Below are 12937 nucleotides of genomic sequence, written 5' to 3'. Positions count from 1 at the left end.
ATATTTAGACCCCGCGTTTATTACCCCATACCAGCGTATGAAGCTGCGGAAGTACGCGCACGTCATTCAGATCGTCCGAGGCACTTATCTGATCAATAAGCCACTCGTAACGCTCCAGTAGGGAAGCCGCCAGATCTGGCGTGTCCGCCGAAGAAACATCCGGGTTCCCCGTTTGTAAAAATAAAGCCGTGCCCGGATACCGTGCATGCACACGGCGGGCGTAATCCAGGTCTGTCTGATCGAAGATCACGATCTTCAGACTATGGCTTCGATCCGCAGGGCCAGCAGCCAGGCGGCTGATTACATCGTCCAGCACAGCCCAGTCGGTGTCCATGCCTGAGCTGGGTGGCTTGGGCGAGACGGTGACTTCGTCAACGTCTGCCAGCCATGACTGCCAGCGTGAGCCCTGCGTCTCCACCGCGGTGCGGACGCCGTGCTCACGCAGCAGGGCAACCAGCCCGCCCAGCGAGGCCAGCAGGGCGGGATTGCCGCCGGAGAGGGTCACATGGGAGAAACGCGTGCCGCCCAGGCGGCGCAGTTCATCCCATACCGCCTCCGGCGTCAACATGCGAATCTGGTCCTTGCCGCTGCCGTCCCAGGTAAAGGCCGAGTCGCACCAGGAGCAGCGATAATCGCAGCCCGCGGTGCGCACAAACATTGTTTTTTGCCCGATGACCATGCCTTCGCCTTGAACGGTCGGGCCAAAAACCTCCATGACGGGGATACGCGCTTCCCCCGCGCGAACGGGTGGTGTGGATAGGATATTCGCATCCATTTTGTCCTGCCCGAGAACATCCGTATACAAGTCAACTGCGACTGTGCTTTTGACTTGCTTCTGATCTTGTATACTACTCATCGATCATCCACTCCCGTCTCGCTTCGGCATAACTGGTTGGCGTTTCGAAGAGCCGTACAAATTCGGTGCGGGCGCCGTCCGTGAGTCCGGCATAAGGCTCCGTCTGCAGAGCATGTTCCATTTGTTCGAACAGCCAAACGACCATGTTTTCAGCCGTTGTATTCATGAGAGGTAAGGTCTCATTCAAATATTGATGATCCAGATACCCTTCAATGCGGGTTTTCCAGATGTCCTTGATATGTCCAAAATCAACTGTCAGCCCGGTTTCATCCGGATAACCGCTGATGCCAAAAACCACTTTATACGTATGTCCGTGCAGATTTTTGCACTTGCCTTCATAACAGTGCAGATGATGCGCGGCATCAAAGGTGAATTCTTTACTGACCAGCACACGTTTGCGATGATATCTTAACTGCGTGGGCAAGATATCCTGATCGATCCGCTGCAACCGTTCAACAATTCGAAACGTTCCAGGCTCTCTCATCATGCGTCCACTCCAGTGGAGGACGTACTCGAATGAGTAACTGTACGCTCCTGAACATAACGATCCAGCCCGGCTTTACGTAGCTTACAAGCAGGGCATTCGCCGCATCCGTCACCGATAACACCGTTGTAACAGGTCAAAGTACGTTCACGCACATAATCGAAAGCACCGAGTTCATCGGCCATTTTCCACGTTTCGGCTTTGTCCAGCCACATCAATGGAGTATGAATGACAAATGGATAATCCATCGACAGATTAAGAGTCACGTTCATTGACTTTACAAATGAATCCCGGCAATCGGGATATCCGCTGAAGTCCGTCTCGCAGACACCTGTAACCAGGTGACGAGCGCCTTTTTGTTTTGCCAAAATCGCAGCAAAGCTCAGGAACAGCAAATTTCGTCCATCCACAAACGTACTTGGCAGTTCACCTTCTTCATGAGTAATTTCCACGTCAGAACGTGTGAGCGCATTCGGAGCAAGTTGGTTAAGCAAGCTCATATCCAGTACAGTCTGCTGCACGCCCAGATCCTTCGCAATAGCTGCTGCGCATTCAATCTCCAGTTTATGGCGCTGCCCATAATCAAAGGTAACCACTTCAACTTCGGCAAATTGTTTTTTTGCCCAGAACAGACAAGTTGTGCTGTCCTGACCGCCGCTGAATACAACAACCGCTTTTTCTTCGTTCAACATAAAAAAACCTCTCCATCTTCTTGAGATCACCCCTGCAATGAAGCAAGGAATGTCGGAAGAACAGAGAAGTTCATGAACTGGCATCCATCAAAAAACACACCTTCTCAATAACAACTTCAAAAAAAGCTGTTATAAGCAAGTGTCCTTAGTTTTTTACGTACATCATGATAACGTTAATACGTCAGCCTGCAAAGGCTCTATGTGGTCACGTTAATCTGTACGCAAGACTGTAGCGACCATACACAGGTCAAGTCTTGTAGAGGGAGTTCGCGAACCTCTCCCATGCCCTAGGCATGGATTTTCTTCTTTAATTGTCCGGGTACAGTATACCATATCATAAGCCGAACGCCTATTTTTAATAGATTCCAAAATTAGGGCGTGTCTGAAAACTCTGAAGAAGGCAGATTTTGCTGAATTTTCGTTCCAAGCAAGGAAGTTTTCTGCAGGCGTGCCGGGGCACGTCAAGGGAAACTGACGCAGCAGGGGGCGAAAAGGCGGTGAAAGATGCGCTTCAGTAGGTTTCAAGACACGTCCTACTTAATAATGATGTTACCAAACGGAATAACTTCCTTTAAAATGCGTTTGAATAGCCCATCGTCATTCATGTCCTGCTGAAGCCTGTAGTTTTCTCGTCCAGCCTGAAAGAGAACCGTACCTTGTCCCGTCATTTTCCAATGGTAGTTCATATGCTGACTTGCCAGGTTATTTCCGTATACGGTTAATTCCAGATGAGCATTTTCGGGATAGGCGATGACACTTCCAGCATCCACATAGAGTGGGGCAGTGGGGTGCAGTTCTTGCTGACATACTTGGCCTTGCGTGAGCAGTCCAATCGTTCCTTTGCCCGAAAACTTCATTTTCACCGCATCTCGGGTAATCAGCATATTTTTGATTTTCTGAATTTTGGTCTGCATATGCACACCGTCGGAGTAGAAGAACAAGTGGCGAAAATCATAAAGCAGATCACTGTGTTCTGTAAGCTGCACTTCTTTCATCGTGAATCCTGGAGGAAGGGCAGCCACAAACTGGCATGGGCCGGTGATTTCGGATTTAATCAGTTTTTTTTTGCGATACATACCCGAAATATTCATAAATTTATCTTGTCTGCTGCTGCCGGGTCCGCGAAAAGCGACGATTTGCTGCGGATGCAGAATATGAAGGCGGTCATCCTGGATCAGTGAAAAAGTGACCACTTGTCCTGCACCGCCAGCTTCAGCGTGGTTCAGATGTATGTGCATGCAGTAGCTCCTGTTCTTTTATATTCGGCCGGATCTGCGGCGCATTCCCCAGCGCATCACGCGAATCAGAAGGAAGTAACCTAATATGAGAGCTACGACAGTAATCACCATCGTTTGAATTCGCTGTGCAGTGGTTGTTCTGGCATCCTGATCATTTTGCAGTTTGCTGACCATTTCAGTAAGCTTCTGATTCTGAGCAAGGAGTTGATCATTTTGCGCTTTGAATGCTTCGACATTAGCTTGGGCTTGTCCGAGCTGAGCGGAGGTTTGGTTCAACTGCTCCAGCGTCTGCTTGTAACTTTCCTGTAATGCATTCACTTCCCCAGGCAATTCCGATACGCGCTCCCAGCCTTTATAAATATCCGAGAATATATTAGCGCTTGCTGCATTTGCAGTAGAAGCTAATGTGACAGTAAATAGCATACATGCGGTGACAAACACCCGAATGAAATAACCCTGAATGGATTTTGGCATGTGTAACACCTCTTTCTTCGGTAGGATCAATTTATCGCCGAATTCGTCGTCATTTGTTGAATTACGGCTCTTACATTATACGTCAAAAACCGGGCATTGGGTTCAAGAGGATTATGTTTTATTACCCGAAATGGTCAACAAAGATTGAAAAAACAAATGTTTAATTCTAAAAATCAATGGGTAATACAAGGATAGCAGTACCCCGGACAGAGCAAACATAAAGTTAAACTTCCGTTCCGGGTATATCCTGTTCACAAACATGCAATATAATGCTTAAACTAATATATTTAATTTGAAATAAGATCGTAAAACGAAGGAGTAGAATAATATGTACGCATCAAACCAGAGTACCTCAACAAAAACGATTATGATTACTTTAAATGGCGAGCCAGTCGGACGCAAACTGATTATTGACAGCATAACTTATGCACCAGTTGCTGAAACGGAAAGTGTGCAATACATGCACAAAATGGAGCGGAATCATCGGGCCGTTTAAGTTGGGACTTGTTATAGAGAAGGATGTGGAAAGCTTGGCTAATAGCCAGGCTTTTTCGTCGTTTATTGTCGCTTCTAGGCGTATTAAGGGGGATAAAACTAATATAATGGAAAAAAGTAATGAGAACATATGTTCCGTGACAATATAGTGTCCATTCACCCTGCTAACTTAGAAGATAATACACATAAATCGGGGGAGAGACTACCAGTGAACTCAGTCTTTGAAGTATCTTATTCGTGGAATAAAGAGGCCATACCGACAGGGGGAGCCGATCCCGTATATATGATGGTAGAGTGGCGTTATGGATCCCCTGCCAAAAGACTTAGGAAAATAGCACCCAAAATCATGTCGAGAGATTTAGAACTATTGCTCAAACCGGAACATGGCGTTCAGCTTAAAGGCATTTATGGGTGCCGATCCAAAGAAACAGATATCGGCTGGGTGCTTAGACTTGGTGATGTATACAAGGGGGAGAGCAAGCAGATCCTGCTGGAATTCGCCGTAGGACCCAATCTCTCAGGAAAAACAGCGATATGTTCTGCCTATTGGAGTACACGTAAGTTAAAACAAAGTCAGCGTGTGCTTCTTCGCAGGGAACAGCTTTACATTCAGTATACAAGTCACTTGGGCATGCTAAGGCAGCCAGAAGATCCGAAAGTCGAGAAAACGATTAAATTGAATGAAACCGTACCATTACTCAAACAGGCTCTACGTGCTTATGAACGAGGCCGTACCCAGGAAGGCAGTGACATGCTGCGTCGTCATGCCGATGGACTACTCATTGAAGCAGCACGGAAAGAGGATCTGGATTATTACACAGAAGCCGAGATTATCGAGAAGCTTCGTTACCACTATGGGATTACGTTTACTGCTAGTCACCGAAATCGTGCAAGAGCAATGTCGGGTGAAGGATAACGCAACCAAGGTTGTAAACATACTGAGAGAACGAGTTTACATATGTTTTGAAGGTGTAGTTCAACTATAAGTCGAATGTATATATCAATACTATATTAGTCATGGATGGAGCTGTATCATACTATTTGAAACAACATCATGGAGGGCCTGGCAAAATGACAGACCGACTAATCCGATTAATGCGCATTATTACGCTGGTGCAAGCCAAGCCAGGTATTCTGGCCCGGGAACTTGCCGAGCGATGCGAGACAACGGAAAGGACGATATACCGCGACATGGAGGCCCTCAGCGCAATGCACATCCCGATTGCCAATATGGGACACGGAAGAGGGTACATGTTCATCAGCCATTTTGCCATGTATCCGCTGAATTGGTCTGACGAGGAAGCTCAAGCTTTCATGCAGCTTACAGACGTTATGGACGATATTCGTCCACTGTTAAAACCCGCTTTTGAGAGTGCCTATGAAAAAGTGATTGCTTCAAGCCAAAAAGACAGGACCGAGCGAGTGGAATGGGGCGAGCAGATTAGAGGAATGTTTAAAGAGGGAGCCACCGTTTGGCAAAATAATGAGGGGGATGAACCGAGTCATGCCCTCCTTACATTGCTTCAAGCCGGAATCTCACTAAACAGCATTGAAGGGAATTATTTATCTCAGGGAGAAATGGGGATGATACGCTTTGATCCGTATTGTCTTATACCTCGGGAATATCAATTTGATCTGTTAGCCTATTGTCATCTCTCCGAGAGGATGAGAACATTCCAGGTAAATCGATTGCACAACTTACGAATTATGCCACGTACCTTCCGCAAAAATGAATATTTGATCGAATCATATTTCCGTGCTCCATGGACAACGAAAGGAAGTACCGATGGCGATGCGATCAAAATCCGATTTTCTTCCCTTGTTGTGGAGCGCGTGATGCAAGAACGCTTTTTTGTGCGCCCCGTCCTGACAATAGAGCCTGAAGGTACCCTATTGTTTGAAACTGTAATATTTAATGTTGAGGAATTATTTGTATGGATATCCAAGTACGGATCGCAGGCGGAGATCCTTGAACCGGAACATTTCCGCGCTCTTATGAAAGAACATTTGGAACGCTGGCTACAAGTGTACAGCCAGAAATAAACGTTAAGATGCAGATTCAGAGCCGGAGTAATACTTATTCTTTTTTTTTGAACAGATTGGCAAGATTGCCAAACGGTGATTCCTGTTCTTCATCATCCACAGCACTGGAATAAACGACTTTGGAGGTAACACCTTCATCATCTGCTGCGCAGTTGCTTTCCAGTTTGAACTGGTGGAATTGGTGAATAAACACTTTAGCTGTATTGATGGCATCATCCAGAGCACGGTGTTGTGTCCCATCGAATTCAATTCCACAGAGTTCAAGAGCCTGGGCAAGTCCTAGTTGTCGGAACTTTCCTTCCGTGTGCATGGCCCGCGACCATTGCTGCTGTAAGTCGTTATGATTGGTAATCCAGGCCACATCCAGCTGATGCGTACGACAATGGGAGATGAGTTTATTGCGGTCATCCGGCCCCCATGAGCACATATAATAAGGTTCAGTGCCCATCCAGTTAATGAATTGACTCAGCGCTGCCGGGAAAAGAGGGGCTGCATCGATGTCCTTTTGGGTGATGCCAGTAAATTGAACAGTGTCGGTGGACAGGACGGATTTATTGGATGGACGAACATACGTATGAAAGGTGTCGGTAACCGTAAGACCTGTATTTTCGTCCTGGCTTACTTTGACGGCACCGATATCAATGATTTCGGAAGAGTAACGTGTATTTCGACTTACGGTAAACTCAAGATCATATATAATATAGGGCATAAGAGAAACTCCTTTATCAAGGATACAAGTATTCATTCAGGGGCCGTAATTTCGATCCTCAAAATGTTATTTCTCTATTCTACAGCGAACCCGGAGCCGTGTCAGCTATTGTTGTGGAATTCGTTGAAGACTCGTGGCCGAAGTGTGTTGATTGACAAATTCGCTTAATTGTATTTATTGACAAGTTCGTGTAAATGTTCTAATGTGATCAAAAATGAAGAAAAGCGTTTACTGAGGACATGATTACGTAAGTCCGCTTCAACAGAGAGGGAATGGATGGGTGTAACATTCCTGTTGCTGCTACGTAATTCCTACCTTACCAGCTGCGCCGGAGATTGTCCGTGTAATTACGGGATGTAACCTGCGCCGGAAGGGTCCGTTATACCCTATAGGATTGCATGCCTGTACGCGAGATGTGAAAGAGACCGTATGCAGTTAAATAAGGGTGGTACCACGACACATTCGTCCCTTGACGAATGTGTCTTTTTGCGTTTAAGCCCTGATATATTCAGGACATGTCCATCTGATAAACAAGGAGTGTATTTAAGATGCGCCAAAGTGAAATGCTTGTTCCAACATTACGTGAAGCACCGGCGGAGGCTGATGCAGCCGGGCATCGCTGGTTATTGCGCTCGGGAATGATCCGTCAGCTGGCAGCGGGGATATACAGTTATTTACCTCTTGGGCGACGTGTACTTCTTAACGTTGAGCGCATCGTACGGGAGGAGATGGATCGTGCCGGATGCCAGGAGGTGCTGTTGCCGATTATGCAGCCAGCCGAATTGTGGGAGGAATCCGGCAGATACACACAGTATGGCCCTGAGCTAATGCGGTTAAAGGATCGACATACGAGAGAGTTCGCGCTTGGCCCCACCCATGAGGAAGTGGTTACTTCGTTAGTCCGTGACGAGGTCAACTCTTACCGTAAGCTGCCATTTACGTTGTATCAGATCGGAACCAAGTTCAGGGATGAGCGTCGTCCGCGTTTTGGATTGTTACGTGGACGGGAATTTATCATGAAGGATGCCTATTCCTTTGCTTCGGATTGGGATGAACTGGATCACACCTATCAGGCAATGAATACGGCATATAGTCGTATTTTGGAACGCTGTGGTCTGGATTATATCCGGGTTGAAGCGGATGCGGGAACCATTGGTGGACAAGGAGAGACACACGAGTTCATGGCTCTGGCCGATGTAGGAGAAGATACAATTGTGACATGTAAACATTGTGGTTACGCTGCGAACCTGGAGAAGGCAGCGTTTCGACCTGCCCGGTCCGCCGTCCTCACGGAAGAAAAAGAAACAAGTGAGGGTACAGGAGTGTTACGGATTGCGACACCAGGCGTTCGTACGATCACGGAGCTATGCTCTTTCTTGGGTAAGAAGGCAGAAGAGATGATCAAGACACTGCTCTTTGTGGCTGATGGTGAGCTTGTTGCGGTACTTGTCCGCGGGGATCATGAATTGAACGATATTGCCTTGAAACAAGTGCTTGGCGCGGAGGAAGTGATTTTGGCAGACGATGCAGCTATGGCTACACATTCCAATCTTACCGTCGGTTATCTTGGGCCTGTAGGGCTTGGACTGCGGATAGTGGTAGATGCTGATGTTGCCGCCATGAAGCAGGCAATAACCGGAGCGAATGAGGTTGATAAACATCTGTCAGGTGTACGCCCAGGTACTGATTTTGCGCTGGATCAAGTCGAACGCATTCGTTTTGCGGCTGAAGGAGATCGTTGCGTATCCTGTGGTGAACCGCTCGTGTTCACCAGGGGCATTGAAGTGGGACACATTTTCAAATTGGGTACAAAGTACAGTGATGCCATGGGTGCCTCTTTCCTGGATCGTAATGGCCGTCAGTGTGCACCTGTGATGGGATGTTACGGCATAGGTGTGTCCCGTTTAATGGCAGCTATTGCTGAACAGTATGCAACGGAGGACGGCATCCAGTGGCCTGTGTCTGTGGCACCTTATGATGTACATCTCATTCCGGTAAGCTGGAAGGATGAGCATCAACAAAAGCTTGTTCTTGAACTTGAACAACAGCTGCTGGATGGTGGCTTCCGCGTGCTCGTTGATGATCGGGATGAACGCCCGGGCGTAAAATTCAAAGATGCTGAATTAATTGGACTGCCTGTACAGATTGTCGTGGGCAGAGGGGCAGCTGAAGAACAAGTTGAGCTGGGATCTCATATGCTTGCTGTTTCAGGTGAAACGAAGCGGATCCGCATGTCAGCACAGGAAGCTGTGCGTTATGTGGCAGAGCAAATTCGGCGAGTTTAAGCTTGGAAATAACATAAGAGGCGATGCAAATCCGTTTTATTACGGGCAAAATGACATCGATATATATAATAGGACTGAATATTATGTCGATCTTTATTTTTTAGCTGAATGTGCCAGATTTTTTAGGGAAATAGGGACTCTGGAAGTACAAAAGAATCCAATCTCAGAAAATGATCATACCAAGTGACTATAGCTGAATAATAGAGATCGATTTAATTGCTCTTCTGCTCATAAACCTACGATAAGTTTGGAGATATGAAGTGATTCGAGTGGAAGTACGCAAAACGGATTTGAAATCTGTTATGCTTATTGGAACGGTAAATCGCATGAGGACGGATATTACAGGCATATATGTTCTAGTTCAGCATGGGGCGCACACCCTATTTGAAGCTGTAAGCTACATGCAAGAGATTTATTTTTAATTTTGTTTGCAATCCGGGTACAAGGTTGAGTTCCATGATTTTCAAAAGAGACTTCGCCGAGCGAAGTTCCAAATGCAAACGAAATACAAACGAAATAAAAGGGAGTCCTTTAGCCAGTAGTCTGGATAAGGGACTCCCTTTTCTAGTTTAGTTGATGTTGCTATGGATTAAGAAGCCACAGGCAATTTCAAGGTTTGACCTGGATAAATCCGGTGTGGATTCTTGATTTTATTGAGCTTTTGCAGTGACTGCCATGTTGTACCATATTGTTTGGAAATCGAGTACAGAGATTCTCCTGATTTTACAATATGCAATTTAGCTGGAGCTGGCTTCCCCGGTGCTGGTTTGACCGGTTTCTCCGGCTTCGGTTTCTCTGGTTGAGGTTTGGTTGGTGTCGGTGCTGGAACAGGAGCCGGAGTTTCAGTACCCGGCACTTCCGGCTGGGCAGCAGCTTTCTTGCCTTCACTGATGCGGCCGTCGGTTTGGATATTTACTGCACCAAGCTTCTGCATGTAGTTGATCAAGGCCTCATCAAGTGCACCGTACATACCGATTGTTGGATATTTGGCGAACATCGTGTACTCATCACCGCCGACAGCTGTGAAATCATTGGTTGCGAGAGTGTAGGTTGCTGCTGGATCAAGAGCTTTGTCGCCGACCATAACGGAATGAACACGGCTGCCTTTTGGAGCAGTGGCGTCAATTTTGAACGTGATTCCAGATACTTGTGGGAATCCGCCACTTGGTTCCGGGTAGGAGCCTACGCCGTTCTCCAACGCTGTGAGCACATCGGAACCTTTGACTTCAAGGGTTACGACTTGATTGCCAAAAGGAAGAACGGTAATAACATCACCCTTGGTTACGATGCCTTTTTCAATAGAAGAACGAATGCCACCGCCGTTAGTTAAAGCGATATCGGCTTTGCTGACATCGCGGATTGCGTCCGCCAGCAAGTCGCCGAGATTGGTTTCGCCTGCGCGTACTTGTTCACGTTTGCCGTCCAGCAGAACAGCGGTATTTGCTACTTCTTCTTTCAGTATCGGTTCTTGTTTTTTCTGAATGGAACTTACGAGAGTTGCAACTTTCTCGTTTGGTTTAATGTCTTTGGCTTTGGTTTCATCAATTAATGTTGCTGTTTTCTTGGAGACTTTGCCACCGTCTACCCACAGGTCAATGAGACCTACATAATTGGTATATTCACCTGCACTTGCGATCAAGGTTCCATGATCAGAGACAAGTCCGTCTTTCAATACGGTATGGCTGTGTCCATCGATGAACACATCAATGCCTGGCACGTCTTTAACGACTTTGAAGCTTGTGTCGGTACTGGAAACATCTTGTCCAAGGTGTCCAAGAACAACGACAACATCAACTTTGCTCCGAATTTCATTCACGAGCACTTTAGCTTCTGCAGAAGGATCTGTAATTTGAAGGCCTTCTACGTTTTTCGGGTTCGTTTTATACATCGTTTCCGGTGTAGTCAAGGTGATAATCCCGATTTTCACGCCATCAATCTCTTTGATCAGGTAAGGTTCGAAGAGTCGAGTTCCATCTTTTTTCTTCACATTTGCACTGAGCATAGGGAATTTCATCATCTTCGACAGCTCAACAAGACGCTCCGAGCCATAGTTGAATTCATGGTTACCTGGTACCATCGCCTGATAACCGATTTCGTTCATAACCTGTGCAATGCTTTCACCTCTGACAAGTGTAGCAAATGTGGTACCGTGTACCGCATCACCCGCATCCAGCAAGAGGGTATTTGGATTTTCGCTGCGATATTTGTCAACGATTCCTGCGACTTTGGCAAAACCCATAGCAGGTGATTGTTCAACTGCACGAGCATGCATGTCATTGGTATGTAGGATAGTAATGTGTTTGCCTGTGCCTGGAGCGGAATCTGTTGCTGCCGCCGCAATGCCTACACTGCCAAACAGTAAACAAACCGTTAGCAGAAGTGAAACCACATGTTTCGCTTTTTTCATTAATCCGAAACCTCCCAAAATAGTAATCTATTAGAGCGTTTGCACAGCTCATGTAGTATTTTATCAGACTATGATAAGGAAATCTCGTGATTTGAGTAAAAATAAGTAACCTGAAAGTGACATAAGCTGCGATTGGAAATCTAGTGTAAAACCTCGAATAAAGAACGTATGTTCTTAAATGGTGTAAAAAAAATGCTGCGCTTCACGCGGCAGTCCGGTACGCAAGCAAAATTTCTCAAGAGATTCATCTGGCTCTGGTGTGATGCCAGCAGTCAGTAACTGAATGGCAAACCGATTGGCTTGTCTCTCCAGTTTGCCTGGAGCAAAGTAGGAATGTTCCTCCAGGAAGAAACGGTTAATTCCTTTGTGTAGCCTGTCATGACCCAGTTCATGAGCACAGACAAATCGCTGCCATTCAGGCGGTAAGTCATTGTGTATTACAATAAATCTGCGACGAAGTTTACGGAAATACAGCCCTTTGGTCGATTTGCCCAGATTGGTAAAACGAATCTGTATCCCTACAGCCCGGGCAATGCTGAATGGGCAATTGGTTCGGTGTTTTCGAATCAGCTTGGTTACGATGTCATCCATATGATCTCACCTGCAGTTTCAATAAGTTTGAACTCGCGTCCTGGCCTCATGGGCGTTGATCCGATTCGCCTGGCTTTTTCCGTTTGTTCATCTGTTTGGCTTCCCAGAACAAACCTGTCAGCACGTCCTTGATTCGTTTCTTGTCCTCTTCATCCAGCGGGATGCCGTCGAACATCAGGTCATCATCATCCTCCAACATTTTTTTGAAGTCACGGCGATCTTTGTACGTCGCCCATTCCGGTACGTCCTGCTGGTTCGCATCCTGCCCTGTTTCCATATAACCCGCCTGTTTCATCATATCTGAGTAGGGTACGGCAAGTGCATCGGAGATCTTGCGGATGGTTGCTGGTTTAGGTATGCCACGTACACCATTTTCAATCCGTGAAATCTGTGAATTGCTTATTCCAGCTGCTTCGGCAAGCTGGTTGATGCTGAATCCTTGTTGCTCTCGCAGCTGTTTCATATAAGGACCAAAAGCGTGCTCCACAATTCATGCATCTCCTTCGACTCGTCATAAGTGCTTGTGATTATAAAGAAGTCCGTTATTCTGCTCATGTGACGTTCTGCAAACTTGCCCGTTCCGGATACGGATCATTCTTTTGATCGCTGTTATCCCCGGATTTCCTGTCATTTCTCCTTAAAGGGAGAAATCCGGTGATAAGC

General features: G+C 46.6%; 13 protein-coding genes. 4 read left to right on the top strand and 9 right to left on the bottom strand.

The window, feature by feature from the left end; all coding sequences use genetic code 11:
* Positions 1-4 precede the first annotated feature (4 nt).
* The 5 genes from queE to ACR8BL_RS10620 all read right to left on the bottom strand — a co-directional run bounded on the left by queE (position 5) and on the right by ACR8BL_RS10620 (position 3744).
* Entirely contained in the window at positions 5-775 is a 771-nt protein-coding gene (gene queE, locus ACR8BL_RS10640; protein ID WP_434753078.1) for a 7-carboxy-7-deazaguanine synthase QueE, read from the bottom strand.
* Positions 776-848: 73 nt separating this feature from the next.
* Positions 849-1340, bottom strand: coding sequence for a 6-carboxytetrahydropterin synthase QueD (queD, locus tag ACR8BL_RS10635; protein ID WP_434753077.1), 492 nt, complete (start codon positions 1338-1340; stop codon positions 849-851).
* On the bottom strand, positions 1340-2029 hold the full coding sequence (gene queC / locus ACR8BL_RS10630) for a 7-cyano-7-deazaguanine synthase QueC (RefSeq protein WP_434753076.1): 690 nt from the start codon (positions 2027-2029) through the stop codon (positions 1340-1342). Before queC ends, queD begins: the two co-directional genes overlap by 1 nt.
* 536 nt (positions 2030-2565) lie before the next feature.
* Positions 2566-3270, bottom strand: a complete 705-nt coding sequence (locus ACR8BL_RS10625) for an AIM24 family protein (RefSeq protein WP_434752581.1) — start codon at positions 3268-3270, stop codon at positions 2566-2568.
* A gap of 18 nt (positions 3271-3288) precedes the next feature.
* Positions 3289-3744: a hypothetical protein gene (locus ACR8BL_RS10620; RefSeq protein WP_434752580.1), complete on the bottom strand. Its 456-nt coding sequence runs from the start codon at positions 3742-3744 to the stop codon at positions 3289-3291.
* Between the two features lie 328 nt (positions 3745-4072).
* Here ACR8BL_RS10620 and ACR8BL_RS10615 point away from each other — a divergent pair, with 328 nt between their 5' ends.
* From ACR8BL_RS10615 to ACR8BL_RS10605, 3 genes are all read left to right on the top strand, one after another.
* Entirely contained in the window at positions 4073-4240 is a 168-nt protein-coding gene (locus tag ACR8BL_RS10615) for a hypothetical protein (protein ID WP_434752579.1), read from the top strand.
* 207 nt (positions 4241-4447) lie between these two features.
* A complete protein-coding gene (locus ACR8BL_RS10610; protein WP_434752578.1) occupies positions 4448-5155 on the top strand; it encodes a hypothetical protein in 708 nt (235 codons plus the stop codon).
* Positions 5156-5310: 155 nt separating this feature from the next.
* On the top strand, positions 5311-6282 hold the full coding sequence (locus ACR8BL_RS10605; RefSeq protein WP_434756721.1) for a helix-turn-helix transcriptional regulator: 972 nt from the start codon (positions 5311-5313) through the stop codon (positions 6280-6282).
* Between the two features lie 34 nt (positions 6283-6316).
* Here the strand turns inward: ACR8BL_RS10605 and ACR8BL_RS10600 are convergent, their stop codons facing one another.
* Entirely contained in the window at positions 6317-6991 is a 675-nt protein-coding gene (locus ACR8BL_RS10600) for an exonuclease domain-containing protein (protein ID WP_434758351.1), read from the bottom strand.
* Between the two features lie 548 nt (positions 6992-7539).
* On the opposite strand from ACR8BL_RS10600, the gene ACR8BL_RS10595 reads away from it, so the two are divergent.
* Positions 7540-9276, top strand: a complete 1737-nt coding sequence (locus ACR8BL_RS10595) for a proline--tRNA ligase (RefSeq protein WP_434756669.1) — start codon at positions 7540-7542, stop codon at positions 9274-9276.
* A 589-nt stretch (positions 9277-9865) separates the two neighbouring features.
* Here ACR8BL_RS10595 and ACR8BL_RS10590 read toward each other — a convergent pair.
* The 3 genes from ACR8BL_RS10590 to ACR8BL_RS10580 all read right to left on the bottom strand — a co-directional run bounded on the left by ACR8BL_RS10590 (position 9866) and on the right by ACR8BL_RS10580 (position 12761).
* Positions 9866-11683, bottom strand: coding sequence for a 5'-nucleotidase C-terminal domain-containing protein (locus tag ACR8BL_RS10590; protein ID WP_434752574.1), 1818 nt, complete (start codon positions 11681-11683; stop codon positions 9866-9868).
* A 174-nt stretch (positions 11684-11857) separates the two neighbouring features.
* Positions 11858-12274, bottom strand: a complete 417-nt coding sequence (locus ACR8BL_RS10585) for an ImmA/IrrE family metallo-endopeptidase (RefSeq protein WP_434752573.1) — start codon at positions 12272-12274, stop codon at positions 11858-11860.
* 46 nt (positions 12275-12320) lie between these two features.
* Positions 12321-12761 carry a helix-turn-helix domain-containing protein gene (locus ACR8BL_RS10580; protein WP_434752572.1) on the bottom strand — a complete coding sequence of 147 codons (441 nt, stop codon included), beginning with the start codon at positions 12759-12761 and terminating at the stop codon, positions 12321-12323.
* Positions 12762-12937: the final 176 nt, after the last annotated feature.

Source organism: Paenibacillus amylolyticus, assembly GCF_051136285.1.
Lineage (GTDB): Bacteria > Bacillota > Bacilli > Paenibacillales > Paenibacillaceae > Paenibacillus > Paenibacillus amylolyticus_F.
This window is presented reverse-complemented; position numbering and strand designations above follow the sequence as displayed.